The 26,888-nt window shown below is 69.4% G+C and carries 21 protein-coding genes and 2 pseudogenes; 10 read left to right on the forward strand and 13 right to left on the reverse strand.

The genetic code is table 11. The features are described 5' to 3' along the window. Window positions 1-61 precede the first annotated feature (61 nt). The 3 genes and pseudogenes from J7E96_RS25440 to J7E96_RS25450 all read left to right on the forward strand — a co-directional run. Window positions 62-634 (forward strand): annotated as a pseudogene (locus tag J7E96_RS25440) (HNH endonuclease family protein); the annotation flags it as partial. A gap of 184 nt (window positions 635-818) precedes the next feature. Then, window positions 819-1,523 (forward strand): HNH endonuclease family protein, encoded by a 705-nt coding sequence (locus J7E96_RS25445; RefSeq protein WP_374196719.1) that lies wholly within the window; start codon window positions 819-821, stop codon window positions 1,521-1,523. A gap of 64 nt (window positions 1,524-1,587) precedes the next feature. Beyond that, a complete protein-coding gene (locus J7E96_RS25450) occupies window positions 1,588-2,097 on the forward strand; it encodes an NUDIX domain-containing protein (RefSeq protein ID WP_215134171.1) in 510 nt (169 codons plus the stop codon). Between the two features lie 4 nt (window positions 2,098-2,101). Here the strand turns inward: J7E96_RS25450 and J7E96_RS25455 are convergent, their stop codons facing one another. The 10 genes from J7E96_RS25455 to J7E96_RS25500 all read right to left on the reverse strand — a co-directional run bounded on the left by J7E96_RS25455 (window position 2,102) and on the right by J7E96_RS25500 (window position 15,050). Beyond that, the gene (locus J7E96_RS25455) at window positions 2,102-2,632 is read right to left on the reverse strand and encodes a hypothetical protein (protein ID WP_215134173.1); all 531 of its coding nucleotides are present in this window, start codon (window positions 2,630-2,632) and stop codon (window positions 2,102-2,104) included. Further along, entirely contained in the window at window positions 2,629-3,216 is a 588-nt protein-coding gene (locus J7E96_RS25460) for a hypothetical protein (RefSeq protein ID WP_215134175.1), read from the reverse strand. The genes J7E96_RS25455 and J7E96_RS25460 overlap by 4 nt, the downstream gene beginning before the upstream one ends. 200 nt (window positions 3,217-3,416) lie before the next feature. Continuing rightward, window positions 3,417-4,178, reverse strand: a complete 762-nt coding sequence (locus J7E96_RS25465) for a metallophosphoesterase (protein WP_215134177.1) — start codon at window positions 4,176-4,178, stop codon at window positions 3,417-3,419. Between the two features lie 122 nt (window positions 4,179-4,300). Beyond that, on the reverse strand, window positions 4,301-4,762 hold the full coding sequence (locus tag J7E96_RS25470; RefSeq protein ID WP_215134179.1) for a hypothetical protein: 462 nt from the start codon (window positions 4,760-4,762) through the stop codon (window positions 4,301-4,303). Then, window positions 4,759-6,948 carry a site-specific integrase gene (locus J7E96_RS25475; RefSeq protein WP_215134181.1) on the reverse strand — a complete coding sequence of 730 codons (2,190 nt, stop codon included), beginning with the start codon at window positions 6,946-6,948 and terminating at the stop codon, window positions 4,759-4,761. The genes J7E96_RS25470 and J7E96_RS25475 overlap by 4 nt, the downstream gene beginning before the upstream one ends. Then, complete coding sequence (locus tag J7E96_RS25480) at window positions 6,945-8,666, reverse strand: hypothetical protein (RefSeq protein WP_215134183.1); 1,722 nt, start codon at window positions 8,664-8,666, stop codon at window positions 6,945-6,947. The genes J7E96_RS25475 and J7E96_RS25480 overlap by 4 nt, the downstream gene beginning before the upstream one ends. Then, complete coding sequence (locus J7E96_RS25485) at window positions 8,666-10,135, reverse strand: site-specific integrase (protein ID WP_215134185.1); 1,470 nt, start codon at window positions 10,133-10,135, stop codon at window positions 8,666-8,668. Before J7E96_RS25485 ends, J7E96_RS25480 begins: the two co-directional genes overlap by 1 nt. Window positions 10,136-10,225: 90 nt before the next feature. Then, window positions 10,226-11,758: a hypothetical protein gene (locus tag J7E96_RS25490; RefSeq protein ID WP_215134187.1), complete on the reverse strand. Its 1,533-nt coding sequence runs from the start codon at window positions 11,756-11,758 to the stop codon at window positions 10,226-10,228. Next, on the reverse strand, window positions 11,755-13,563 hold the full coding sequence (locus tag J7E96_RS25495) for a hypothetical protein (RefSeq protein WP_215134189.1): 1,809 nt from the start codon (window positions 13,561-13,563) through the stop codon (window positions 11,755-11,757). The genes J7E96_RS25490 and J7E96_RS25495 overlap by 4 nt, the downstream gene beginning before the upstream one ends. Beyond that, window positions 13,560-15,050, reverse strand: coding sequence for a tyrosine-type recombinase/integrase (locus J7E96_RS25500; protein ID WP_215134191.1), 1,491 nt, complete (start codon window positions 15,048-15,050; stop codon window positions 13,560-13,562). The genes J7E96_RS25495 and J7E96_RS25500 overlap by 4 nt, the downstream gene beginning before the upstream one ends. Before the next feature lie 83 nt (window positions 15,051-15,133). Between J7E96_RS25500 and J7E96_RS25505 the strand changes: the two are divergent. Beyond that, window positions 15,134-15,337, forward strand: a pseudogene (locus J7E96_RS25505) (DUF1524 domain-containing protein); the annotation flags it as partial. Window positions 15,338-15,398: 61 nt separating this feature from the next. Here J7E96_RS25505 and J7E96_RS25510 read toward each other — a convergent pair. After that, a complete protein-coding gene (locus tag J7E96_RS25510; protein ID WP_215134193.1) occupies window positions 15,399-16,238 on the reverse strand; it encodes a DUF4190 domain-containing protein in 840 nt (279 codons plus the stop codon). 201 nt (window positions 16,239-16,439) lie between these two features. Here J7E96_RS25510 and J7E96_RS25515 point away from each other — a divergent pair, with 201 nt between their 5' ends. The 3 genes from J7E96_RS25515 (at window position 16,440) to J7E96_RS25525 (ending at window position 20,815) form a co-directional block, all read left to right on the forward strand. Then, complete coding sequence (locus tag J7E96_RS25515; protein ID WP_308296132.1) at window positions 16,440-18,491, forward strand: N-6 DNA methylase; 2,052 nt, start codon at window positions 16,440-16,442, stop codon at window positions 18,489-18,491. 129 nt (window positions 18,492-18,620) lie between these two features. Next, window positions 18,621-19,274 (forward strand): hypothetical protein, encoded by a 654-nt coding sequence (locus tag J7E96_RS25520; RefSeq protein ID WP_215134195.1) that lies wholly within the window; start codon window positions 18,621-18,623, stop codon window positions 19,272-19,274. Next, window positions 19,271-20,815 (forward strand): serine/threonine-protein kinase, encoded by a 1,545-nt coding sequence (locus tag J7E96_RS25525; protein WP_215134197.1) that lies wholly within the window; start codon window positions 19,271-19,273, stop codon window positions 20,813-20,815. The genes J7E96_RS25520 and J7E96_RS25525 overlap by 4 nt, the downstream gene beginning before the upstream one ends. Window positions 20,816-20,820: 5 nt before the next feature. On the opposite strand, the gene J7E96_RS25530 is transcribed toward J7E96_RS25525, so the two are convergent. Both J7E96_RS25530 and J7E96_RS25535 read right to left on the reverse strand, forming a co-directional pair. Then, on the reverse strand, window positions 20,821-21,732 hold the full coding sequence (locus J7E96_RS25530; protein WP_215134199.1) for a class I SAM-dependent methyltransferase: 912 nt from the start codon (window positions 21,730-21,732) through the stop codon (window positions 20,821-20,823). A gap of 63 nt (window positions 21,733-21,795) precedes the next feature. Next, window positions 21,796-24,513 carry a YfhO family protein gene (locus J7E96_RS25535; protein WP_215134201.1) on the reverse strand — a complete coding sequence of 906 codons (2,718 nt, stop codon included), beginning with the start codon at window positions 24,511-24,513 and terminating at the stop codon, window positions 21,796-21,798. A 200-nt stretch (window positions 24,514-24,713) separates the two neighbouring features. Here J7E96_RS25535 and J7E96_RS25540 point away from each other — a divergent pair, with 200 nt between their 5' ends. The 3 genes from J7E96_RS25540 to J7E96_RS25550 all read left to right on the forward strand — a co-directional run bounded on the left by J7E96_RS25540 (window position 24,714) and on the right by J7E96_RS25550 (window position 26,877). After that, window positions 24,714-25,694, forward strand: coding sequence for a glycosyltransferase family 2 protein (locus tag J7E96_RS25540; RefSeq protein ID WP_215134203.1), 981 nt, complete (start codon window positions 24,714-24,716; stop codon window positions 25,692-25,694). After that, entirely contained in the window at window positions 25,691-26,149 is a 459-nt protein-coding gene (locus J7E96_RS25545) for a GtrA family protein (protein WP_308296133.1), read from the forward strand. The genes J7E96_RS25540 and J7E96_RS25545 overlap by 4 nt, the downstream gene beginning before the upstream one ends. A gap of 71 nt (window positions 26,150-26,220) precedes the next feature. Then, window positions 26,221-26,877 carry a SurA N-terminal domain-containing protein gene (locus J7E96_RS25550; protein WP_215134205.1) on the forward strand — a complete coding sequence of 219 codons (657 nt, stop codon included), beginning with the start codon at window positions 26,221-26,223 and terminating at the stop codon, window positions 26,875-26,877. The last annotated feature ends 11 nt before the right edge of the window (window positions 26,878-26,888 follow it).

Raw genomic sequence — 26,888 nt, forward strand, 5'->3', positions numbered from 1 at the left:
TGTGGTGAGCGCCCATGTTCACCCGGCCACCAGCCGGCCCTTGGCCCCAGGACGGAACGCCTTGATACGTAAGCCCGGAATCGCCCTTCCCGTCGCCGAGCTCGCCGCCGTTCTCGCGGTGACGGGATGCGAGGCGATCGGCGGGGGCGGTTCCCCGTCGGGGCCGGGACCGGCCGCCTCCGACGGGCGGGCGGCCGGCCCGCTGGACAACCCTGACGGGACGAGGCCCGGGCTCGCTCCGGTCACGGCGGACGGGGACCGGGCCGAGGCGCGCGAGCTGTTGGGCAAACTGTCCACCAAGGGGCGGGGGCCCAGGACCGGCTACGCCCGGCGCGAGTTCGGCTACGCCTGGATGGACACCGCCGAGGGGGTGCCGCTCGCGCGCAATGGCTGTGACACGCGCAATGATCTCCTGGCCCGTGATGGGCGGGATCTGCGCTATCGCGACGGTTCGGACTGTGTCGTCGTGGCGATGACGCTGCACGATCCGTACACCAGCAAGACCATCGAGTGGCGCAAGCGGCAGGCCACCGAGGTGCAGATCGATCACGTGGTGCCGCTGTCGTACAGCTGGCAGATGGGCGCTTCCCGCTGGCCCGAGAGCAAGCGTGAGCAGCTGGCCAACGATGTTATGTTGGCGGTTTAGGTGTCTCACGGTGATGTGTCTCAGGGACAGAGCGGCCAAGCGCCTGGGCGGTGTCTCACCCGAGGCGATATCTCGCCTGACGGCCGACGGAGGGCGTGATGTGACGGGACGAACGGTCCGAGCTGCTCGTGGGCGTGCTGCCGGTGCTGTACTGGCTCTCGGGGTGGCCCTGGTGGGCTGCACGGGAGGCGGCCTGCCCGGCGAGAGCGGTCCGTCGGACGAGGGCACGTGGGCTTCCGGCGGGCAGGGAACCAGCCCCTTGGCGAACCCGGAGGGAACAAAGCCAGGGCTGGCCGCGATCTCCTCCGGGGAGGACAAGACGGCGGCGCGTGAGCTGATCTCCAAGCTGTCCACCAAGGGGCGGGGACCGAAGACGGGGTACGCCCGTGATGAGTTCGGCTATGCCTGGATGGACACGGTGGACGGTGTGCCGCTGGCCCGGAATGGCTGCGATACCCGGAACGACTTGCTGAAACTCGACGGCCGGGAAGTCGAGTTCCGTACCGGTTCGGACTGCGTGGTCGTGTCGATGACGCTGCACGACCCGTATACGGGCAAGGACATCGCCTGGAAGAAGACGAAGGCCACCGAGGTACAGATAGACCACGTGGTGCCGCTGTCGTACGCCTGGCAGATGGGCGCAGCCCGCTGGGACAAGCAGAAGCGGCAGCGCCTGGCCAACGACGTGCTGAATCTTCGGCCGGTCTCGGGCCCTGCGAACTCCGCCAAGCAGGACTCAGGGCCGGCGTCCTGGCTGCCGCCCAGCAAGGTGATCCGCTGCTCGTACGCGGTTCGCTTCGCGCAGGTAGCGGAGAAGTACGAGCTTTCCGTTACGGCGGCGGACAAGAGCACGATGCTCAAGCAGTGCGGCGGTTGAGTGGCAGGCTGTCCAGCAGGCCTGCATACAGGCGCTGTCAGAGCTGTGTGGAACTGTGTGCGCCATGGGTGAACTGGTGGAGCAGGTCGACGATCAGGATCGAATACTGAGAGTTGTCGAGCGTGGCGAGGCCATCCGGAGTGGGTGGCTACACCGCGTTGCCACGACCGTCTGTCGCCGCCCCGACGGCAGGATCCTCGTGCATCGACGGCCACAGAACGTGTCCCGGTTCCCCGGCCAGTACAACTGGCTCGTGGGCGGGGCCGTGGACGTCGGCGAGTCCTACGAGGAGGCGGCTGCGCGGGAGCTCGCCGAGGAGCTGGGTGTCAGCGCCTCACCGCAGTTCGTCTTCAAGTACCTGTGCCGGGGGGCTATCAGTCCCTATTGGCTGGGGCTCCATGAAGTGGTGATCGAGGGAGAGGTCGTTGTCGACCCATCGGAGATCGCCTGGCATGAATGGCTCACTCCTCAAGAGTTCCTGGAGGCGAGGCAGCGATGGAGCTTCGTGGAGGACGGTGTCGATGCCTTGAGGCTCTACCTCCAGCGGCAGCAAGGCACGGCCGGGACGGTCTGATGAATCACGACTGAACCGACCGTGACCCGGCGGATGTCGGGGAATTCCGGAGCTGCTTCACCACTCCGTGTTTTTCTTCGACGAGTTGGGCTCGCAGCCGGTGGGCGTCCGCTTCCAGCTCGGCGTTCCTGAGCGTGAGGATCTGGATCTGGTTCGCGTACGCCGCGACGGTCGATCGCAGCTCCCGGATCTCGGCGGCCTTCTCGATGCGGAGCTCCTGCGCAGTCTTCTTGAGCCGGGCGATCTCCTGCCTGAGTTCGTCGGCCTCGGGCCGCTTGGCCTGCGGGGCGCCGAGGACTTCCTTGATCGCCGCCGAGACCGGTGAGCGGTAGTACGAGGCCCGGGAGACACCGGCCTCGGCGCAGATGTTCACTGCCGAGGTCCGGCCGTCGGTGATCTCGGGCCGCCCCAGCATGAGCTGCTCGAAGGCGTGCATGATCTTGTGGTCGATGTCGGTCAGGCCGGGGTTCTCCCGGGCCAGACGCGCGAAGGCGGTGCGGGCGGCTCGGAGGGTCTCGTCCGTGGAGTCGGTCATCGTCGGGTGTCCTCGTGGTCGATCTCGGCGATCAGGCGGGTGAGCGTGGCCAGGTGCTCGGCGATGGCGAGCTGCTGGAGCTGCGGAAGACCGGTGGCTTCGCCGAGTTCGGCCTGGGCCATGGCGCGTGCTCGCTCCAGGCGGGGCATATGGACGGCGGTACGACGTGAGTTGGGGCAGCGCATGCACATGTCGAGCATGGGGACGGGGCGCCCCAGAGGCTTGGCGCGCTTGCGGCAGACGGCCGTCTCGGCTTGGTAGAAGCAGTCGTTGAGGACACCCGGGTGCAGGGTCTTCGTCAGGTGCTGCAGCAGCGTCCTGAGCCGTGCGGGGCTGGCCACCGCGCCCGGCAGGTCGCCGAGTTCGCTGCGGATGCGGTCGAACTCGGCCTCGATCCGCTGGGTGGCGCCGCCCGCGGAGCGTCCGCCTTCGTTCCAGTCGTGGTAGAGGTCCTCGACGTAGTCGAGTTTGGCGACGGCCTCTTCGGCGGCGACTTCGTCGGCGAAGCCGGAGGCGGAGGTTCCCGCGTACCCCTCGAACATGGTGATCGCCGCGTGCTTGTACTGGCGGGCTCCCGCGACCACACCGAACGGCTGGTGGGCGATGTGCCAGGCGAGGGTTCGTCTTGTGTCCGCAGAGGCCGTGTGCGGATGACCCCGTGTAGCGATTGAGCAGGCGTGTCGATGCCGCTCCTTTCGTGACGCAGTCCGTCGGCTGTGTTGCATTCCCCGTCCATGATTGCGATGCAGATCACACCCTTTGGTGGGTGGTTCAAGAGGCGATGTCACGGTGCATCACTGCGCCCGTCCCGTGGCGCGAAGGCTTCGAGTGCGTCTGCGTCGGTCGCCCGGGCATGAAGGAAGTAGTCGGCCCACTCGGCGATTTCGGGGTAAGTGGAGTCGCGCGTGACCTGGGTGATGGCAGCCTCCACGTTGAAGCCGGTCGATCGCAGTTCGACGCCGGGGCCCAGAAGCGCCCAGTGGGCTCCCGCTCGCCCATAGGGCATGCCGATGCTGCCGGGATTGATCACGAGTCGGCCGTGGGCGAGGCGGACGAACGGCATATGTGTATGTCCACAGACCACCGTGCGGACATCGGAGTCGAGCTCGCTGAACACCTCTCGCCAGCGGTCAAGGCGTGAGTCCACCAAGACGACCTCTTCATCGTCACGAGGGGTGGCATGGCAAAACAGCACCTTCCCCAGGCCGCGCACTGGCAGAGAGAGTGATGAGGGCAGCTGGCCGAGAAGGTCGAGGTGGTCTTCACGTAGCTGTTCGGCGGCCCAGGGAGCAATCGGATCGGGGATCGAGTCGCGTTGGCCGCGACGGTATTCGAGGAGTTCACGGTCGGCGTTACCGTTGATCCAGACGATGCGGTCGCCGAGACTGACCAGCAGGTCGAGGACCTCGGTCGGCTGCGGGCCAGCGGTGATGTCACCGGTCAGCACGATGCGATCGGCGGCGCTCACGTCTGGTTCGGCGAGCACAGCCTCCAGGGCAGGCAGGACTCCATGGATGTCGGACAGGACGGCTACTCGATTCAACATGGTCACCACTGTGGGATGAGGTTCACCCCGAGGCGGGACCGTTCGCCGGACGCGTAGTTCAAGAGGGTGACTGCTTCAGCGCGTGTGTTCTTGGGGCGCGTACTTCTTCGGGGTCCTCCCCTTCAACTGCAGCTGCCGATCACCGTGCTTCGCGGAGCGGGCAGGCGGCTCACGCGGCTTGCCCCGGCGGCGGACTCGCGAAGCCGGACGATCTCCTCGTGCTGGGCGGCGAGCCGGGCCAGGGCCTGGCCGCGGAAGTCGGTGAGCTCGTCGATCGTCTGCTCGGACTTGGCGAGCCGTTCCTGGAGCTTGGCGTTCTCGGCCTTGAGCCGGGAGATTTGGGCCTCGCGAGGGTCGGGGATCTCGCCGGCATCTTGGAGTGCCTGGAGGCGCCGTTCGAACTCGGTGCGGAGGTGGGAGTAGGGGCGGGTGCCGTAGAACGCGGTGCGGTCGACTGCAGCCTCGTTGGCGAGGGTCTTGATGTCGCACTTTCCGCCGGGCGGGATCTCGCCTCGGAGGAGCCGGTCCATGGCGGCCCGGATGCGGTTCTCGTTCTCGGTGCGCTGGGCTGCGGAGATTCTCATGCGGATTCCTCGTCCATGGTGCTGGCGGCGTCGATCTCGGCGACGACGCGGAGGGCTCGGTCGTAGTCGGCCTGGAGTCGGGTGCGTTCGGTCTTGCGGGTTGTTCCGAGTTGGCCGATGAAGATCTTTGTTCTGTCGGCGTGCTCGGCCCAGACGGGGCGGTGACCGGGGTGGTGGGTGGCCTGCGGGCAGCGGGCGGAGTCACACATCCCAATCAGCGGACGGTCAGCGGTTGGGGTGCCCGCGAGTTTGAGGCAGAGCGCCCGGGACGGGTCGGTGAACCAGCAGTAGTTCGCGGGCCCGAGGTGGAGGACCATGGCGCGTTTGGTCAGCAGGTTGAGCACGTCGCGGTCGCTGCGCTGAATCTTCGGCGCCGCTGCTGCGGACTCGAGCTTCTCGTCGATGCTGGCGAAGAACTCAGTGAGGCTGCGGGCGCCGGGGCCCGCCGGGAGGATGCCTTGCTGGTAGTTGTGGAACTCGGCCAGGATCAGTTCCAGATTGCGTTGCTGTTCGTGGTCGTTGACCTCGGCCAACAACTCGGCTTGGGCTCCTCCGGGGCGCGAAGCGTAACCCTCGGTAGTTGCTGTACTCACATGGTGTAGGTAGATCTTGGTTGCCAGGAGGCCGCCTGGTCGGTAGGCAATCTCGATCGCCAGCTTTCTGCGCAGCATCCTCAGCGTCAGACGTTCGTTGGGGATCGGGGCGAGCCCAAGTCGCTGCCCGTGTGGGCCGTTCACCCAGTCGCGGAACCACTGGTAGCGGGAGTGGAAGTGAAACCGGCCGAGTAGAGGGGTGCCGGTTTCGGGGTCGTTGTGAAGTTGCTCGGCAAGAGCAGCCGCCTGGTAGGCATCGTGGACCACAACCCATTCGTCGTGAACTCCGCCGAGGGGTTGGCCCTTGATGAGCTTGCCGGCCAGCCGGTAGCGGACCAGGTCGGGCCCGTACTCTTCCGGCGGACGTCGGCAGCCGACCTGCAATTCCATGAGCTCACTCGCGCGCATCCCGGTGACCGCCGCCAGCGTGAGGATCGCCGCGGTCCGAACGACGCCGATCAGAGTGGTCGCTTCTTCCCGGTGCAGCGGGAGCGTCCAGGGAAGGGTGCCGTTGCCGTCGGCCTTCTCAACGTGGGCGGCTGCTCTGGCGAAGGGCCGTTCCGCGCCGACAGTTTTCAACGTCGCCTCGACCGGCCCTCGTAGGGTCGGTAGCCATGCGGTATGGAACTGCCGGAACCCGGCCTGGCGGGCCAGGACGCTGAAGGCGATCGGGGCCAGCGGGTCTTCGGCTGCCCAACCTGCGTCGATCCTGTCCTGTATATGGTGCGGGCGCACCAACGGCAGCGGCTCACCAGCCTGTTCGTAGTCGGCAAGCACTCGGGTGATCTCCGTGACCGGGACCCGGGTTGCCGACTTGAGGTCATCGGTCTTGGTCGACCAGTCCCGGTCGGCGAGACGGACCTGGCCGGCGAGTTCCACGACGTGCGGGCCGATCACGTGCACCAGGTGCAGGGCTGCGGCCAGCACCGGCTGGAGCACCTCGTCCGAGGCCGGCGGGGTTTTGTTCTGCGCGCCGCGGCTGTTGTTCTCGGCGATCGCCGAGGGTGTGGCTCCGCCCCAGAGCCGCAGGTCCGCCGGGACGCGGTCGGCGGCGAAGAGGTCCCGGTAGCTGAGCAGGTCGGTCACGATCATTGCAGCGATTTGGCGAGTGCCCGTGCTTCGCTCACCGACGACGACGTCGTTCTCGTCCCGCTCATAGCGGCGATGGGCCAGGTAGGCGTCGCAGTCGATGCTGTTCAGATCTTCGAGGCTGGTCACACCGCGTGCGGTGAGCCACTTCATGAAGCGGATGAGTTCGGCGAGCCGGCCGTGACTGGTACTGACGTGCAGTGGGGTCCTGTAGGCCCGCGCAAGCGTTGCCACCGCCTCGTGGTGCGGGGCGAGGAGGGCCATGACCAGCTCCTTCGCGACCAGCTGCCAACGAGGGTTGTCGATGACGGCGAAGTTGAAACGCCGGTGCCGAAGTGCCAGTGAGATCGGGAGGCCGACGACCTCAGCCAGATCCCACAGATCGTCCTCGAAGACGGGCCGCCGCACTGCGTCGGGCAGGGTGAGACCGGCTTCGCGGCAGATATCGGCTCCGGCGAACACCGAGATCGAGGTGAGGTTGGTGAACGCGTGCAGGATGGTCATCGTGTCGCCTCCTCGGGCCGCAGCGGCAGCTCGTCGTCATGGTCGCTGACGGCCGTGGCAGCATCCGCCAGCACGGCCGGGTCGAATCGGTCCAGGACCTGGCCGATCCGCTGGGAGTACGGGCCGAACACGGCCATGAACTGGGCGGCGGGCATCTGCTGCCACTGCCGGGAGAAGAACGCCTTCAGCCGCAGGAGGTTGGCGGCATGGCGAGGTGCGAACACCGCCAGTGGGCAGAGCAGACACACCCACGGCCGGGCCGGACACGGCTTGCCCTTGGGGCCGTGCAGCCCGGACAGCTGGTCAGCGCAGGCCGCGGTGAACACATCGCGTTCCCCGCCGATCAGTTCGCCGACCACGCTGTCGTCGAGCTGGAGGCCGTTGACCAGCCCGGGGTAGTCCCGAGCCAGGACAGCAGCGTCTTCATCTGTGATCACGGCCGGAGGATGGGCTCGTCGCAGCAGGTCGTGCTGAGCATCCTCGACGAGCGCCTCCACCGCCCGCTGCTGGGACGGCGTCGCGGCGGTCAGATAGTGGTCGCCCTCCACCTGGGGACTGTGGTTCGGGTCGATGGTTGCCCGTCCCTGTCCGCTCCAGGCCCGACGGTCGCGCATCGCCAGATGCGTCGTACGGATTCTTCCCCGGTGGATCTTCAGCGGTTCGCCGTCATCGCCGGTCAGCCCGCGCTGAAGAGTCCAGGCTTTGACGGTGTTGCGGTGGATCGTGCCGCTGAAGATCCCTGCGGTTCCCGGCCGGGCGACGCCCAGCCACATCTGACGGGCTGTCTCGGGATCGGCGTGACTTCGCAGCAGCGATGAGTGGGCCAGCCACTGTTCCAGCAGCCGCACTGCCCTCTTCGGCAGGTTCGCGCTCTCGCCCGCGGTGCGGCCCTTGATGTAGGAGAGCAAGATTGTGGAGTCCCCGGCCCAGTCGACGTCCTCAATGCCCAGGTCGTCGATGCCGTCGGGCACGATGCCGGAGTAGATACCGAACAGCAGTCGGTAGGCGACCACCACGGTCAGGTGCGGGAACGCTGCCGCACTCGCGGCCGGGACCCCACCCCGTTTCTGCACCGTATTGAGGGAACATCCCAGATGCTTGGCGACGCCTGGCGTCCCCACGGGGCCCAGCCGGGCCAGCAACCAGACGAGATTGTCGCTGGTCCACTCCTCAACCGTAGGTGTCCTTCCCCGGGCCTCGGCCGTCAGCGCCTGCCGGTGGGCGGCGTACGACTCGCCGACGATCGTCGTGCAGACCGTCGTGAGGCGGTCCCATTCCGACTCCGAATACGGGGGCAGGGCCTGCCGAGGCGGACCCTGGGTGTAAGCGCGGCCGGTCAACAGCTCCCGCACTCCGGGATCGAGGCGGCCCGTAGCGGTGTCGTAGCCCCTCAGCATCCGCCGGATGAACGCTTCCCAGCGGAACTTGCGGGTCGCCATCCAGTATTCGATCAGCACGCCGCGTCGCAGTTCCGCGGCCCCGCGGCTGAACCCCTTCGCGGCCAGCCCCTGGGCGAGGTTGCGAATCGGGGGAAGGCACAGGTCGACCGAGTTCGCCGAGTCGAGACTGCCGTGCGGGTGGATCAGTTCGACCAGCCCGGTCAGCAGATCGCTCACCAACTGCGGGCAGGGCAGCCCTTCCAGCCTGAATTCGGCCGTGGAGCCGTCGCTGAACATGCACTGGATGCCCGGAGGATCCGCAAGTACCGTCGCGGGCATCAGATCGCCTCTGCCATGTCATCGTCGAACTCGGCCGCGGCTTCTCGCTCGGAGGCCGCATCCTCGGTCAGCCCGGCAGCGGCTCCGGCCCTCTCGTATGCCTCTCGGTAGATGCGGGTCGTGTCCAAGCGCCGAAGATATTTTTCCGTGGTGAGGACGGTGGAATGTCCTAGAAGATCACGAAGCACCAGTAGTGGGTCCGCCTTGCTGAGGTAGAAGACCAGGGCGGCGTCGGCATCGGTGTCCCGTACGAGTTTCGCGGCCTGCCGGTAGTGGCCGGTGACCAGGTATTCCAAGGTCCTCATGGAGAAGGTGTGGCGGCATCGGTGGGGCCAGACGTGCGGGAAACGGGGCTCGAAGCGGGCCCGTATCCGATCCGATGTGCGCTCGAAGACCGTGGCCCAGGCGGTGAACGGGCCGCCGCCGTTCTTCACCGCCAGCAAGCATGAACCGCCCTCCGGTGCGACCAGGCGACGCCGCTCGGCCGGCGTCAGAGACCCCCAGGGCCGCCGGACCCCGTTGATCAGTCCTCCCCGGGCGTCCGGCTCGGTCACCATCAGCGGTTCGCCCCAGCGTCGTGGCGGCCGCCAGAGTGAGCTGTCCGTCGTGGCGGCCCGGTCCAGCTCGACGTAATCGTGCAGCCCAGCCAGGGCCTCGTAAGAGGTCCACGTGGTGCGGAACTTCTTGCCCTTGGTGATCCCGGCCGGCACCGGGAACGGGATGGGAACCGCAGTCGGCTTCGGCGGCAGCGCGGGGATCTCCCAGGGCAGCAGATAGGTGAACTCCTGCAGCCGCATCCCGGTGGCCAGCGCGTGATCCCCGACCGCCGCGTTGCGGGTCAGCTCCCGCCCGTGGAAACCGGTGTCCTGCGAGCCGTCCGGGGCGAGCCCGCGCAGCCCCTTGCGGAACAGCTCGGTGAAGTCCGGCTCCAAGTACTTGATCGTCACGTGCGGCTTGGGGGTGCGGCGCACCGCCAAGTTCACTCTCACCTCCCGGCCGGTCCCGGCGAACAGGGCTCGCGCGGCGCGGTAGGTGAACGGCTCGGCCGTCGCGTACTCCTCGTGCATCGCCCACCGGTAGAACAGCGACAGGATGCTCATGTGCTGGCCCCATGTCGTCGCCGCGAACCGAGCCTTCAGCGGGCCCGCCGCCCGGTGCTCGGCGTACCGGCTCAACGCGGCCTTCAGCCGTACCCGCGAGTCGAACAACCCCACCCCGTGCTCGGCCAGGAACTCCATCCACTCCTTGACCACCCGCGCGTAGTTCTCCCACGAGCTCGGCGCCGGCGCCCCGCTGGCCGGGAGCTCACGCAACCACCGGTTCACCACCGCCGTCGGACGCGGCACAGCCGGGCCGTCCTCGAAGCACAGGTCGTCGTCGATGAGCACGGGCATCCCCTCGGGAATCAATGGCCGATGCTCGACGTCCCAGGACTGCCAGCCCCGAGACGAGAAGAAGTTCAGGATCATGAGAGCTGACAGTAGAAACACCACACAGCTAAGCGCAAAGCCCAAACCCCCAGGCCACCAGCCCAGTTGATGTCAATCGCCACACGGAAACTAAGCGGAGACAATGCGGCGGAACTGGCGCGTGTCGAAGGCCCAGGGGAGCGTGGTGGACTCCGCGGTGTCCTCAGCTTCCAGGGAGGTCTCCTCCGGGGACGAGGCGTCGTTCTCCGGGGACGTGGAGGGCACGGGCACATAGAGTCCGTCCGACGTGCTGAACAGCTCGTTGAGGTGGTCCCGGAAGGCCCGGATACGCCGGGGCATGTTGCTCAGCAGGACGTGGCCGTTGCGTCCGCCACCGTCGTAGCCGAAGAGGTGGCCGGGATCGTCGTTGATCTCCCGCAGTACGGCAACGGCCTGGTGGACGACGTTCAGTACCACCCACTCGGCTTCTTCCCCGTCGAGCTTGCGCCCCTTGCCCTTGTAGACCCTGCCGCGAATCTTGTACCGGGGCCGTCCGTCGGCTCCTGGTTCGGTGATCGTGCAGTCGCGGCCCAGCTCACGCACTTCTGCGTCCCGCATCCCCGACAGGTAGGCGATGACGATCCAGCACGCGGTGCGCAGGAACGAGAGCTCGTTGGCCAGAGTGAAAGGGCTCAGCCGTGGCCGCCATGCAATGCCGGTGCCCGGCCACACCGACATCGGTGTATCGAGCCCGCCGTCCTCGAAACCCATCTCTTCGCCCGCCTCAGCCAACAGAGACCGCAGGTGGCTGGCGCGTCCGCAGCCGGCGAGGAGCGACACCAGAGTGTGGTTGGGGGCTTGGATCACGCTGTTGACAACCATGGCGCGTGGAACGGTGTGCGCTTTGCCGAGGGGGACAGCAGGGATACCGCGCCCAGCGGTCCGGCGTGCGGCGATGAAGGCGAGCACACGCGCTCGTGCCTGGTCGTGCCCCAGGGTCTGGCCCTCGCGCGCCGCATCGAGGGCCGCGACTTCACGCTGTGCGGCGAGGATGTCCAGGCATGCCGTCTCGACGTAGAACACTGCAGCCCTGAGCAGGGGCGTGAGGACCTCCTCGGGGATGCGGGGCGTGATGTTCTCGCCTCTGGCCCGCCGCACTCCGACGACGCCGTAGGCGCTACGCCCGTTCCAGGGAAGGACGTTCAGCCTGTCCTCGGACAGGAACGGCCCGTGCGCCGAAAGGTGCTTGAGGAGGGCGACGTTACGGGTGGCGGTGTGCGGACTGCCCTTCCACTTCTTCAGCACGGTGTCCAGGTGGGTGCGGTCCACGTCGGACAGCCGCGGGGCGCCCGCCTCCCGCAGATCCTTGACGATGGCGGTGAAGGAGCGGAGCTCTCCGGCCGCCGCAGTGGCTTTGAGCGGGCCCAGTCCCAGTGATCCCCGGCGGAGGCGGGAAGCGACATACTCCTTCGCCGTGCGTCGCATCACCGGATCACTGACCTGTGTGAAGTCGAGCCGCCAGGTCCGCCAGGTACGGGGAAGCACACACCGCAGGTCCCAGATGTCGTCGGTGAGGAGCGGGCCCCGGCTCGGCAGGCCGACCGTGAGCCGTTTCGGCAGTACGTACTTCTCGGACGATGACGGGCCCGGTTGCTCCGCTTCGGTCCTCGGGGCGGCAGTCATGCGATGACCTCCAGGAACGACGCGGGCAGGAGCAATCGGTTGCCGTCGGCCTCGGCGATGGTCTGGGCCGTGGCGATCTGGCGGGTACTGAAGCGGGCCCGGACACCGTGGACGACGCGGTCCCACGCGAGCCCGAACCGCGCGCTCCACTCGGTGGCCGGGTACTCCTCGCGCTGCCGCTCCAGGAAGTCCAGGAAGGACAGCAGGCTGGGCAGATGGCGGCTGGTGAACACGGCGTTCGGGCACTCCAGGCAGCCCCAGGCCGGGACCGGGCAGGCAGCACCCGGCTTGCGCGCGAACGGGGAGGCGAAGAAGTCGCGGCAGGAGGCGAGCCACACGTCCCGTTCGCCGGACAGCGCGGACTCGATCTCCTGCTCGCTCAGCTCGGACTCACCGTCGTCCAGGCGGTCGCCGTCGTCGGACAGCACCACCGGCGGAGCCAGCGCGGCACCGAGCGCCTGCGCGAGGCCGGCCTCCACCGCCTGCTCGTGTGTCTCGCTGTGGGCGTCGATGTCCGCGTAGTGCTTCGCCGCGACCGGCCGGGTGTGGCCCGAGGCGAAGTCCGCCAGTGCTCCGCCGGCGCGCAGGTACTGCCGGGACTTGACGGTCTTGCGGACCCGGCGCAGATCGAGGGCGACCGGCAGGCCGCCGCGGTCGGTGAGGTTGTCGAGCCCGTGTCTGGCCATCCATTCCTGGGTGAAGGCCGACCATCCGTAGAGGCTGTCGAAGGGCGCGCGAGGCTGCCCGGCCGCGGTGACATCGCACCACAGCGCATCGGTTCCGATCAGCTCGCGGGTCCGCTTCGTCAGACGCAGAGCCAGTCGGATCACGCCACCGGGAAAGCGCAGGGAGCCGCCGTCGGCGACCCTGACCGTCTTGTGTGCGGCGCCCGCCGCGCGTCTCTTGACGTAGGCGACGCTCACGTAACCGCGTGCAGGGCTTGCCAGGCAGTCGGACCGCAACTGCCGGATGCACTCGGGTTCCATGCCCGTCTGGCAGGCCAGCAGCAGAAGGAAGGGCACCAGGTCCAGGGCAGTGAGGTAGAGGCGGCCGTTGAGTTCCTTCCTGCCGCCCAAGGGACGCAAGACCTTGTACGAGATGTCGTCAGCGGTCAGCGGGCCGTGATTCAGGATGTGCCACAGCACGTTCTCCAGCCGGTCCCAGCCGTGTTGATGCGGATCGCGGCCGGTGGCGGCGAGTCTCTCGCCTTCCAGAATCCGGTCGCGAATCCGGGCGACGTCATCCCGGGCCGCACTCTCCAGGGCGTCGAGCACGGGGAACGGATACGCGTCGAGCGGCTTCGTCGCCCTGTTGGCCGATGCCGAGGTGTACCCCAGGCGGGCATGGAACGCGGCGTCGAAGGCGTCCGGGTGAGCCTCGTGGACCTGCTTCAGCAGCCGCACGAGGTACGTCATGGCGAGGTACGGCTCCTTGCTCGCCTCTTCGTACTGAGCGATCAGGTGCAGCTCGAAAGCGTCCAGGAGATCGGGCTCCAGGTCACTCAGACGCAGGTCAGCGGCGGAATCAGGGAGAGCCGCAGCGGTGAAGTCGATGAACTCCCGGACCCGTTTGGCGACATAGCGGACGCCACTGCGGAGACGTAGGGTGCCGGGACTGCTGATGACCTCGGCGAAGGCGGTGGCGAGGGCCCGGGTGAGGCGCGGGCACGGGAGCCCGGACAGGTCGATATGTTCGGGGCTCCCGTTCAGATCCACGGTGAAGACGACCGGGCCGATCGACGGTACGGGGTCCGCTGCCGCAGGGGTGTCGACAGCGGAGGGAAAGCGGACGCGGCGCGGGCTCACCGCTCCTCCTCCGCGTCCAGGCGGATCTGCTCGATGGCGGCGGCCTGTTCGTCCCAGTCGTCGAGAGCCGCCAACACGATCTCCTGGGCGTCGTCCAGCACGTCCAGATAGGTGTAGACCGTCGCCTCGTGACGGTGGCCGAGCAGAAGTTGGAGCTTGCGCAGAGGATTGCCGATGAGCAGGCGCTTCACCTCGGCGTGCGTGAACCGTCGGTCCTCCCGCATGCCGAGCGCCCGGACGGTCTGCCGCAGCAGCAGGCCAAGCATGTGCACCGCGAAGGAATGCCGCAGGGTGTGCGGGTGGACGTCGAAGTCCAGCCCGAAGCCCGCACATCGCTCGTTCGCCCGCCGGAAGACCGACTGCCAGGTACCGCTCCGCAGCGGCAGACCGTTCTCGCCCAGCCACAGCCACAGGGGCCCAACCGCCGACCCCTGACCGTCGACCTGCACGAGCCGCACCCGGTCCGCTGTACCGATCCGCGAGTACGACCAGGTGGTGCCGCCCTCGACCGCCAGCGCGTGGCGGTTCGCCCGGCGCACCGGCAACCGGTCCGTATACGCCTCGTACATGCCCTCGGCACGCCGCCGCTGCACCAGTTCGTCACGCTCGATGGCGAGGTAGTGGTGCAGGTCGCGTACTACCCGGGGGCGTGCGTACACCGTCCGTGCCTTGTTGCGCTTCGCCACGGCGGCCGGGACGGTGATGTCGCCGATCACACGTCTGCGGGTGACCGGTGGCAGTTCCGCTGTCAGAAGGCCGGCCGCCTCGCCCAGACGCATGCCGGTGCAGATCAGGAGGTCGGCGAAGAGGGCATTGCGTTCGCCGTTGCGCCCCCGCCACCTGGAGTCCGGGGAGCCGTTCGGCAGCAGCCCCCTCAGGCCGACGTCCCGCCAGAGCATGAAGTCCTCGTGCGACAGGAACCGGATCGGTTGCCGGGGCACCTCGGGCTCGGCGTCGGCGTTGACCCGTACCCGCTTCGGCCCCTGCGGAGAGATCACGGTCTTGTCGATGTACCGGAACGGCTCGGCAGGCAGCAGTTCCTCGTACAGCGACCACTGCACCCACTTGTCGAGCGCCGCGATGGAACGGTTCCAGGTCGCCGCGGACACCTTGCCCGGGCCGTCGCCGCGCAGCCGTACGGACTTGTACGCGCGAAGATCGGCGCCATCCGTGTCCCAGATCGACTTGCCGGCACGCGACTCGTGGAGGAAGCGGCAGTAGAGCATGACGTCGGTGCTGTACGCGATCCGGCTGTTCTCCGCCCGCACGCCCCAGCTCTCCAGGTCGCGCAGGAAGCGGTTCAGGTCGCGGTCGTAGCTCCCGTCCGGGCCGAGGATGAACGGCCTGCCGTCGTCAGCACCGGCTCGTCGGAGCACCGAGTCTCCGTCGAAGGGGAGCGGATCGGCGGGGGACGTCCCGCCTGCCGTGGTCCTGTGCAGCAGCACCATCGCGTCCGAATCGGCGTCGGCTTCTCCAGAGTCCGTCACGCGCACGCCACCCTCCCCGTATGAGACAAGCTGAACGCCTACATAACTGGGAGCTCGGTGAGACAGTTACGGGTGCCGACATAAACGATGTGCTGAATCTGCTTCCCGTGGACGGGCGCACCAACTCGGCCAAGAGCGATTCGGGTCCGGCGTCCTGGCTCCCGCCGAACAAGGCGATCCGGTGCGCGTACGTCGTCCGGTTCGGCCAGGTCGCCCTCAAGTACGGGATGCCGGTGACCGCTGCGGACAAGCGCATGATGCTCGCTCAGTGCGGAGGGGACCGCTGACGCGGCTTGGGGAGGCCGTCCCCCTCGGACGGCCCCCCCGGTACTTCGGTGGTGCTGGTGATCAGAGCTTCAGGTCCCACTGCGAGGGGTTGTGGGTGAAGTCGGGGGAGATCTCGACGACCAGGTTCTCGGCGTCGGCCGGGGTGTCGAAGGCGTACACCACGGTGGCCTTCTTGCCCGGCATGACGGTGCCGGTGAAGACCTCGCCGACCTTCTCGTCGAAGATCTGCTCGGCCTTCACGCCGTCCTTGCCGGCGCGGGCCTCGGCGGTGACGAGGGCGGCGTCGAACTTCTCCTTGCCGGCGTTGTCGATGACGACCGTGACCTTGTAGGCCTTGTTGCCCTTGGTGTGACCGATCGCGTACTCACCGGGGGAGTACGCCTCGGGGGCCGACGCGGTGAGGGTGAGCTTGTCGTCGTAGACGGCCGAGTCGCCGGCTGCCAGCGTCTCGGAGTCCGTGCCCGACTCGCCGCCCTTGTCCTTGCTCTTCCCCTTCTCCGTGCCCGTGCCCTTGCCCTTTGAGGAGCTGTCGCCCGGCTCCTTGCTCGCCGACGAGCCGCTGGTCGCCTTGTTGATGTCGTCCACCGCGTCGTCCACGGCCTTGAACAGGATGACCGCGCCGACCACCGACATGATCAGGGAGATCAGGCCCAGGATGGCGCCCGCCAGGGCGACGCCCTTGTTGGTCGCTCCACCGCGCTTGGCGCGGCCCCGGCCGGCCAGGCCCATGATCAGCGCGATGACGCCGAGGATGCCGGCGAGCCAGAACAGGAACGGGATCAGACCCGACAGCGCGCCGATGATGCCGAGGATCAGGGCGGCGGTGCCCAGTCCGTTGCGGGCCTGTGCCGCAGGCGTCGGACCCTGCGGGAACTGCGGCTGCTGCGTGTACTGAGACATGGATGTCCTCCGGACAAGGTGTGTTCGGGACTGCCTTGCCGCCCCGTTCTGCTGCGATGACGTAATCACAACAGAGCTTGTGAACCGAGTCAACACGATTCACGCATGGACTTCGATTCACGTCGTGAAGCGGCCTCTCTTGCGCACATGGGTATGCTCGGTGCCACAAGCAGGCGCAGGTGTACGAGGGGAGCCGACCCGGTGTCGGACAACGCAGCAGAGGTGACCGCCGCCGGAATCGCCCGGCTCGCCGGGGTCGGACGTGCCGCCGTGAGCAACTGGCGCCGTCGGCATCCCGACTTCCCCAAGCCCGTGGGCGGCACCGAGACCAGCCCCTCGTTCGCCCTCGCCGAGGTCGAGCAGTGGCTGCGCGACCAGGGCAAAATCGCCGAGGTGCCCCTGCGCGAGCGCGTCTGGCAGCAACTCGCCGGCCACCCCGCAGGCGCCGTCCCGGCCCTCATCCACGCGGGCTGCGTGCTGCTGCTCGTACGCGACAGGCCGACCGCGTGGCTCCAGCTCTCAGCCGTCTCCGACGAGAAACTCGCTTTCCTGCTGCCGCCCGCCCTGGAGGAGATCCTCGCCCCCCGCTTCGGCCCGCAGCGCGCCGTTCACACCCCGGGCACGCCCGAACTCGGCCCCTCCGTGCCCCTGTTGCGCGCGACCGCCGAGCTCGCCGCCGAGCTCGGGGCCCGCCAGACGTACGAGTTCCTGCTCGGCCGCCACCTCGACGCCAACCCGCGCCAGTACACGCTCACCCCGCCGGGCCCCGCCGCCCTGATGGCCGCCCTCGCGGGCAGCCCCCGCACCGTCCTCGACCCGGCCTGTGGCACCGGAACACTGCTGCGCGCCGTCGCACAGGCCACCGCCGTACAGGACGGGCGGGCCCTCCACGGCCAGGAAGCCGACCCCGACCTGGCCGCCCTCGCCGCGCTGCGCCTCGCCCTGCAGACCGAATCCGGCACGACCGAAGTGCGGGTGGCCGCCGCCGACTCGCTGCGTGCCGACGCCTTCCCGCAGCTCGCCGCCGACGCGGTGCTCTGCCACCCGCCGTTCAACGAACGCAACTGGGGCCACGACGAGCTGGCGTACGACGCCCGCTGGGAGTACGGCTTCCCGGCCCGTACGGAATCCGAACTCGCCTGGGTCCAGCACGCACTCGCCCGCCTCCGCGACGGCGGCACCGCGGTCCTCCTGATGCCGCCCGCCGCCGCCTCCCGCCGCTCCGGGCGCCGGATCCGCGCCGACCTGCTGCGCCGCGGCGCCCTGCGCGCCGTCGTCTCGCTGCCCGCGGGCGCCGCACCCCCGTACGGCATCCCGCTCCACCTGTGGGTCCTGCGCAAGCCCGCAGCCGAGGGCCGGCCCTCCCACGAACTCCTCCTCGTGGACACCGCCGACCTCTCCGCCGCAGGCCGCGACAAGCTTGACTGGCCGGCCCTGCACACCACCGTCCTCGACACCTGGCAGACCTTCGACCGCGACGGCAGCGTCGAGGAACGCCCGGGCGTCAGCCGTTCGGTGTCCGTCATCCAGCTCCTCGACGACGACGTGGACCTCGCCCCCGCCCGCCATCTGCCGCCCCCGGCCGCCGGCGGCGGCGCCGCCGAACTCGCGCGCGTACGAGAGCAGCTGGCCGACACGCTGCGGCAGACGGCCGAACTCACGCCCGCCACCGGGGAGTCCGCGCAGCCGTCGCGCTGGCCCACCACCACCGTCGGCGAACTCGCCAGGGCGGGCGCGCTCGTGCTGCGCGCGGGCGGCGCCGGAGCCGGTTCCGGGGAACGCGTCCTCACCGAGCAGGACGTGCTCGCCGGAAGCGCGCCGTCGGGCACGCTCCCCGAAGGTGCGGCGGAGGACCCCGTGCTGGTGGCAGTGGGCGACGTGGTCGTGCCCGTGCTCGGCGGCGGCTCGGTCGCGCGCGTCGTCGACGAGGCCACCGCGGGCGCCGCACTGGGCCGCAGCCTCCAGCTGCTGCGCCCGGATCCGGCGGCCCTCGACCCCTGGTTCCTCGCGGGCTTCCTGCGCGGCACCGCGAACAACCGGCAGGCCAGCAGTTACGCCTCCACCTCGACCCGGCTCGATGTGCGCCGCCTCCAGCTGCCCCGGCTGCCGCTCGCCGACCAGCGGCAGTACGGCGAACGCTTCCGCACCCTGGCCGAGTTCGAGGACGCGCTGCGGCGGGCGGGACGGCTCGGCGAACAACTCGTGCAGGGGCTGTACGACGGCCTGACGGACGGGACGGTACGACCGGAGTGAGTGCGGGGTGAGGCGTGCCACAGTGGATCCGTACAACCCGGGGGCCGTTGTCAGTGTCGGTGTATACGCTCAAAGCGCATACCGCCCCCAGTGTCCCCACATACGTTCACCAGGTCTTCAGGAGCAGCCATGCACGGCTCCGGCAACACGCCGCCAGTCCGCAATGACGGCGTCGTCATCACCATGCGTGTGCTGTTCCCCCTCTGTGCCGTCTTCAGCTGCGGCATTCTGTCCTGCGTTCCGCTGTTCCGCATCGCGATCCTGCGCGGGCGCTGGTTCGACTGGGCGGTCGCCTGGGCGAGCATCCCGGTGGCGATCTCGGCCTTCGCCGTCGTCGGCACGCTGCCTGAGGGCGACGTGAGGACCGACATAGCCCTGTCGTTCATCCTGCTCCTCGGAGCCGCGACCGCCGGGTACTTCCTGACACTCGACATCCGGTACTACGCGCGGCTCCAGGCGAGCGGCGGCGGCGGGCACGCCGTCACCGGCCCACGCGCCCCCTACGGGCCGTACGTCCAGCAGACGCAGGCCGCCCCGCCGCAGTACGGCTACCCGAACCCGTACGCGAGCACCCCGGTGGTCAACCCGGCGCCGACCCCACTTCCGCAACAGCCACCACAGGCACACGGGCACCCCCACCTGCACCAAACGCCGTACGAGCCGCAGCCGCAGCCCCAGCCGCAGCCCCAGCAAAATCCCCAGCGCATGGACCAGGTCCGCGCCGAGCTCGACGAGCTCAGCGACCTCCTGCGCAAGGACCAGCGGGGTGACCAGGACCGGTGAACGGACGGATCATCGCGGGGCGTTACGAGCTGTCCACCGTCATCGGCCAGGGCGGCATGGGCCAGGTCTGGACGGCGTACGACCAGCGCCTCGACCGCCGTGTCGCCGTGAAGCTGCTGCGCCCCGACCGCATGGCCGCCGCCACCGCGGCCGACGAGATGCGCCGCCGCTTCGTGCGCGAGTGCCGCGTCACCGCGCAGGTCGACCACCCGGGCCTGGTCACCGTCCACGACGCCGGCAGCGAGGACGACGACCTCTACCTCGTCATGCAGTACGTCAAGGGCGCCGACCTCGCCGACCACTTGGCCGAGCACGACCCGTACCCCTGGCGATGGGCCGTCGCGGTCGCCGCCCAGCTCTGCGCCGTGCTGTCCGCCGTACACGCCGTGCCGATCGTCCACCGCGACCTCAAGCCGCGCAACGTCATGGTCAAGCCCGAGGGCACGGTCACCGTCCTGGACCTCGGCGTCGCGTCCGTCCTCGACACCGACACCACCCGCCTCACCCACACCGGCTCGCCCATCGGCAGCCCCGCCTACATGGCGCCCGAGCAGGCGATGGGCGGCGCGGTCGGCCCGTACACCGATCTCTACGCGCTCGGCGTCCTCCTGCATGAACTGCTCAGCGGGAACGTCCCCTTCGCCGGGTCGACCGTCCTCGGTGTCCTTCACCGTCACCTGTACGAGCCGCCGCTTCCCGTCCGACAGCTGCGCCAGGACATCCCCGAACCGCTCGAAGCGCTGGTCCTGCGGCTGCTCGCCAAGGACCCGCAGCACCGCCCGTCCTCCGCCCAGGAGGTCTACGAGGCGCTGGTCCCGCTGCTGCCCGCGCACGGTGGCGTGCCGTCGGGCCCGCTCGACCCCACCCGCCCCTTCCTGCGCCCGCACGCCCCCTGGCCCGACCGCGCCACCACCCCGCCCGTCGCCCAGCCCACCCCCGCGCAGGCGCAGCCGGACGTCGCGGGCGCCGTGGACGAGGTCAAGCAACTCCTCGGCGAAGGGCGCATCACCCAGGCCGTCGACATCCTCGGCGGGATCCTCCCGGCGGCTGCCGCCCAGCACGGCGAGCGCTCCCCGGTCGTCCGTATCCTGCGCAAGCAGTACGCCGCGACGCTGCTGGACGACGGCCAGTACCGCCGCGCCCTGCCCGAGCTCCGCCGCCTCGCCGACGACCGCGCCGCCGAGTCCGGCCTGGCCGACCCGCAGGCGCTCCAGTTCCGGTACGACGCGGCGCAGTGCCTGGAGCAGCTGGGCGAACCGGCCGCCGCCCTGGCCGAGTACCGCGGCCTGCTGCCCTACTACGAGAACCAGTACGGGGGAGGCGGCCCGGCGGCGGCGACCGCGACCGACGCCACCGCCCGCGCCTTCGACATCCGCCACCGGATAGCGAACCTGCTGCTGGCGATGGGGGACCATGCGGCCGCCCACGCCCAGTTGCAGAGCCTGCTCTATGACGCCGAGCGCGCGTACGGCCCGTACCACCCGCTGCCGGCCGACGTCCGCCGAGCCCTCGACCGCCACCAGCGGATGCGGGACCTCTGAGTCGGTCAGCGTGCTCGCAGGAAGGCTGAGGTGGCGACCCGGCCGACCATCGTGAGCCGGCTGTCGCCGCCCGCCAGGTGCTTGTCCAGGGCGTTCTTGACTCCGGGCCAGCGCCCGTCGCCGTAGTCGTCGAGGACGACGACCCCACCGGGCGCGGCGATCGTTTCCGCCCACTCCAGGTCGGCGAGGACGCCCTCGAAGGAGTGGTCGCCGTCGATGACGATCACGCCGTACTCACGGTCGGAGACCGCCGCCCGTACCTCCGGGTCCCCCGAGAACCCCTGCCGGATGCGCGCCCCGGTGCCGGGACGGCCGCCGCCGAGGGCCAGGTTGGCCCGTACGACGTCCTCGCGCACCGGGGTCCCCGTCGGCTCCTCGTAGTCGGAGGTGCCCGGCTGGAGCTGCGAGCCCGCCAGCGGGTCGACGATCGTCAGCGTCGCCTCGACGCCCGTGCGGTGCAGCATCCGCATCAGAGCGGCCGCGAACAGCCCGTGCAGGGTGCCGATTTCGAGTACTTCGAGTACGTCGCGGTCCTTGCCCTGCGGCCGCGCGAGCAGCGGGACGGTGGCGAGCTTGCCGCACACGTTGGATGTGCCGCCCGCCATCCGGCCGACGCCCAGCGCCTCCAGAGCCACGACATTGCGGTAGGCGACGGTCACGTTGCGGCGGGCGTGCTCGCCCGCGTCCGTCGCGGCGCCGACCTCACGCACGAGCGTGTCGATCTGCTCGGGCGTCGGCATCCGGTGCTGGCCGCGGCCGGTGCGGTCGAGGAGCATGCCGATGCCGTGCTGTTTGCGCCGGAGTTCGGTGACTTCACGGCGGAGCCCCGCGGTGTGACGTGAGATGCGCTGGTCGACTAGCGCGGCGACGGGGCTTAGGGCCCACTTCGTCAGCCGGTTGCTCAGCAGAGATGGCATGCGGTTCGCCTCTGGCTTCGGTCCTGTGAGTGGGGGGGCAGGCGGCCGACCGTACGCCGCGGCTCATGCCGTGCGGGCCACGAGCCGATGGTCCTCGGGTGAAGTCTTCGTGTGGCTCCTGCGACGCCGTGACGGCAGTCGGGGCAGGAGCCGGGGCAGGATGCCCGCCGCGACGAGGACGAGGAGGGACAGGCCGCCGGCGAGCGTGCCGATGCGCAGGCCCGGGGGGCTGAAGTCGCAGGTCACAGTGGTTGTGCGGCTGTCGCGGCCGGGCAGGTCTACGGCGACCAGCCCCAGGTGGGAGGCGGCCGGCCGGGCCTTCGCGCCGGCCGCGCGGCAGCTCCAGCCGGCGATGCGGGGCATGGCGAAGACGGCGGTTCCGCTCGCGCCGGGCGGCAGGGTGGCCCGTACGCCACTGTCGGTGACGCGCACGGAGGTGGCGCCGGTGGACCGGAGGCGGTCCACGGCGGTGGCCAGCCGGTCGCGGTCCAGGCAGCCGACGCTCTGGCGCGGCAGCTTGCCGACGGCCGCGCCCGCGCCGGCGCCCTTCAGTGCGATCGAGACCCGGCCGTCGGCCGGGACGGTGCCGAGCGGCTGCATCGCGGCACGCCGGGCGGGCATGCTGCCGCGCAGCTCGCTCTCCGTACCGCCGGGGCCGTGGCTGCCGCCGAGCTTCGCCGTACCGGAGAAGCCGGGAGCCCAGAGGAAGACCTCGCTGCGGGCGGGGCAGGCGGCGGTCAGCGTGGCGGCGCGCAGTTCGGCTTGCAGTTCGGTGCGTAGTTCGGTGCGCACTGCGGTGCGCGGGAGGGTGTAGACGCGGGCGCCGAGGAGCTTCTCCTGGTTGCGGAAGGGGGAGGCGCCGAAGCGCGGTTCGGGGCCGGGCGGGCGCACGGTGACCAGCTGCGGCACCGCGGCGCGCGTCACCCTCACCTTGCGGCCGTCGGGCCGTGACCAGCTGTGATGCGGGTCGCGTGGCATGTGCACGCGGGCGCCGACGGAGAAGAGGGCGTCGGTCACCGGGTTGTCGAGGCTTTGGACGGCGCGGCCGTTGGACGTCCAGCCGGCGCCGAGCGCGGCGAGCGTGCGGGTGAGGACGTCGGGGGTGTGGCTGCTGTAGTACGCCGCGCCTTGGCCGCCCACGGTCAGCGGGTCGTTGGCGGTGGTCTGTTCACGGCCGGGCTCCGTCCGGTAGGCGGGCCACCCGTCGACGTCCGCCACCGCGTCCGCCTGGGTCTGCTGCCGGTCGCCCCAGGGCGCGTAGTCGTCGAGCTTGGCGAGCCGCTGGCGGTCGGCGTAGGCGGTGGTGACGGTGGCTTGCGCGATCTGGGCGCCGATCAGCAGCAGCGCGGCGCTCAGCACGAGCGCTCTGCGAGCCCCGGCGCGGGGGGTGGGCGACCCTGCGGGGCTTTCCCCTACCCGCCCCTTCCCGAAACTGGGGCTCCGCCCCAGACCCCGCTCCTCAAACGCCGGAGGGGCTGACAGGTTGTCGGGAGCGGCAACATCCGCCCGCATGGCCAGCAGCACCCCGCCCACCGTCGCCGCCACCCCCGCCACGGCAAGCGGATATGTCCAAGCGGTGATCCGAGGGCTCGTCGCCGCACCCAAGGCAAGCAGCGCGACCACCCCCGTCCCGCCCAGCAGCGCCTGCGGCCCCGGCCAGCCGTACGAGAGCGAGATCCAGGCCGCGATCACCAGCACGCCGGCCAGCACGAACGTCTGCCGGTACGGGCTGCCGTTCGGCGTGGCGAAGACGTGCCAGACCAGGTGCGTCGGCCCCCACTGCATCGACACCGCCACCGCGACGACGAGCAGCGTCCACGCCCGTCTCTCGCGCCGGGGCGCCGTCCGGTTGAAGAGCAGCGTGCCGGCGAGCACCAGAGTGCCCGTGCCGAGAAAGACCGCGGGCGTGAAGAAGCCGTACGTCGCCGGGAGCGCCCGCGCGAACACATCGGCCCACCCCGCCGGCGCGAACTCCCGCCTCCAGCCCGGGTAGGCGTGCGTCGACCCGAGGAAGACGACAGCCAGCACCGGCGCCGCAAGGCCGATGCCGAGCAGCGTGGTGCAGGCGGCGCGCAGCAGTACGCCCAGCCGCTCCCGTACAGATGTGGAGGCTCCGTCGGTCAGCAGCCGGAGCAGCAGAACAAGGCCGGCGCCCAGCGTCGCCATGTACGCCGTGTAGAAGTTCGCGGCCCATGCCACGGCCACGATCACCGGCCCCAGGACGCGATGGTGTCCCGTACGCGCCCATTCCCCCACCAGGCACAGCAGCGGGAACGCGACGAGCCCGTCCATCCACATCGGGTTGTAGACCGCCTCGGTGACCGCCCACCCGCACAGCGCGTACGACGACCCGAGCAGCCCCGCGGCCCACCACCGGCTCCCGCCCTCCCTCAGCACGAGCAGCAGCACTGTCATCGCTGCCGCCGCCGCTGCCATCTTCAGCACGGTGATGACGTAAACCGCGAGGTCGGTCTCGTCGCGCGGGAAGAGTGCGACGAGCAGGGCGAAAGGGCTGCTGACGTACGTACCGATGTCGGGCAGGAAGCTCGTGCCGTACCCGGACTGCCAGTTGATCAGGACCCCGCCGTCCGCACGCCCGCGCAGGACATCCCACAGGTGGGCGTGGTACGGCACGAACTGGTTGCCGAGGTCGTTGACGGCGCGCGTGCGCGGCCCGAAGGGGAAGGAGCGGGCGATCGCGTCACCGGCGCACACCGAGACCACTGTTATCAGCGCGGACAGTGCGGCCGCACGGCCTCTGGCTGATTCCGTAATCGACATGTTGATCCTTCTACTGCGCCCGATACCCAATAAGCCAGCATGTGACGGAAAAAGAGATCTCAATGACACCGCGGCCGCCTAAAAACGCACAAAACCCGGTGAGTTCACGCGTTGGTTGCCGGCCCGTCATGTGGAGAGTTGGAGTCCGCCATATCCGGCGGCTGTTCTTCGCTGAGCTGACTGACCATCGGGGGAGAGCTGTGCTCATCTCAATTGTCGTCCCGTGTTTCAACGAAGAGGAGATCGTCCGCCGCTTCCACGAGCACGTGACGGAGGAACTCGGCAGTCTGAACAGTCCGGTCGAACTCGAACTGGTCTATGTCGACGACGGAAGCACGGACCGTACGCTGGCGATCCTCCAGGAGATCGCGGAGTCCGACCCGCGCACGCGCTATGTCTCCTTCAGCCGGAACTTCGGCAAGGAGGCGGCGATGCTGGCCGGCCTGCGCAACGCCTCGGGCGACGCGGTCGTCATCATGGACGCCGACCTCCAGCACCCGCCGGCCCTGGTCCGCCGCATGGTGGCACTGCACGAGCAGGGCTTCGACCAGGTCGTCGCCCGCCGTACCAGGAAGGGCGACCGGGTCACGCGTACGCTCACGGCCCGGGCGTACTACCGGCTCATCAACCGCCTGGTCGACGTCGAACTCGTCGACGGCGTCGGAGACTTCCGCATGCTGTCGCGCCGCAGCGTCGACGCCGTACTCGAACTCACCGAGTACAACCGGTTCTCCAAAGGTCTTTTCGCCTGGGTCGGATTCAGCACCGTCACCTTCGAGTACGAGAATGCCGTACGCGAGGAAGGCCGCTCGAAATGGACCTTCTCGAAGCTGCTCAACTACGGACTCGACGGTCTCATCTCCTTCAATGACAAGCCGCTCCGGGCAGCGCTCTATCTCGGCCTGCTGCTGGTCGCCGTCGCCATGGCGTATTCGACGTGGATTGTCGGTGTCACCCTCGTGAACGGAGTGGAAACCCCCGGCTATGTGACGCTGCTCGTCGCCGTCACGGCGCTTGCCGGAGTCCAGATGCTGTTGATCGGCGTAGTCGGCGAATACGTCGGCCGCATTTATTACGAGGTGAAACGCCGCCCGCACTTCCTCGTGCAGGCGACGAATGTGGAGCCGGCGCCCGCCGCCGCGTCGCCGCTGACCGAGAGCCGGGAGCTGGTACGCCGGTGATCCGCCGCCAGCTGGTCAGGTTCGCCCTGGTGGGAGTGGTGAACACCGGGACGTACTACGCCTGCTACCTGCTGCTCCTGCCCTGGCTGCCGTACGTCGCCGCGCACGTTCTTGCCTTCGCCGTCAGCATGACCGGCTCTTTCTTCCTGAACTGCCGCTTCACCTACAACACGCGGCCCACGTGGCGGAAGTTTCTGCTCTTCCCGCTCACCAACGCCGCGAATTTCGTGATCACGACGAGTGGCGTCTATCTCCTCGTGGGCGTCCTGGGCCTCAACAGCACGTACGCCCCGCTGATCGCCGCGTCGGCCGCGATCCCGGTCACTTTCGTCGTCTCCCGCACGATCATGCTGGGCGGTCCGGTACGGAATTCCCGGCCTTCCCGGGACAGCGCATCCACGAACACGAACGAATCGTTGGGCGAATCAGTGGCCCGGACCACTCCGACTGCCTAACATCGATCACCGCAAGGTCGTTCGTCGCACTGTCGTTGCTATGCCGCACGATCACCGCCGGGAGGCACCCTTTGCACCGCCGCCGTCGCACCGCGCTCTCCCTCTCCGCCGCGCTTCTGGCCGCGGCGCCGTTTCTCGCCGCGTGCGGCAATGAGGCGCATCCAGGAGCGGCGGCCGTCGTGGGCGGCGGCCGTATCGAGGTCTCCGCGCTCCAGGCGCAGGTCAAGGACGTACGCCAGGCCCAGCAGGCATCGCCGCAGGCCGCCCAGCTCATCGGCTCGACCGGGCAGCTCGGCCGCGCCAAGCTCTACGACCTGATCGTGGACAAGATCGTGGAGCGGGCCGCGGACGACGCGGGGGCGAGCGTGAGCCGCAAGGAGATCCAGAAGGCGCGGGCGGACGCGGCCGAGCAGGCGGGCGGCGAGGAGCAGCTGGCCGCGATGTACCTCCAGCAGCGTGGCGTCGCCCCGGACCAGATCGACGACGCCCTGCGCAGGGACGTACTGGTCGGCAAGCTCGCCGCGAAGATCGGCGCGACGAACACCCCGGAGGGTCAGCAGAAGGTGAACGAGGCGTTCGTCGCCGCGTCGAAGGCGCTCGACATCGACGTCAACCCCCGCTACGGCACGTGGGACGACGAAAAGATGCAGCTGGGCGACTACAAGGCGCCGTGGATCACCCAGGTGACGAAGGAAGCGGTCCCCCAGGCGCCGGAGGCGGGCGCGTAGCAGGAGGGCTG

This window comes from Streptomyces sp. ISL-96 (assembly GCF_018614035.1).
In the GTDB taxonomy this organism is placed as follows: domain Bacteria; phylum Actinomycetota; class Actinomycetes; order Streptomycetales; family Streptomycetaceae; genus Streptomyces.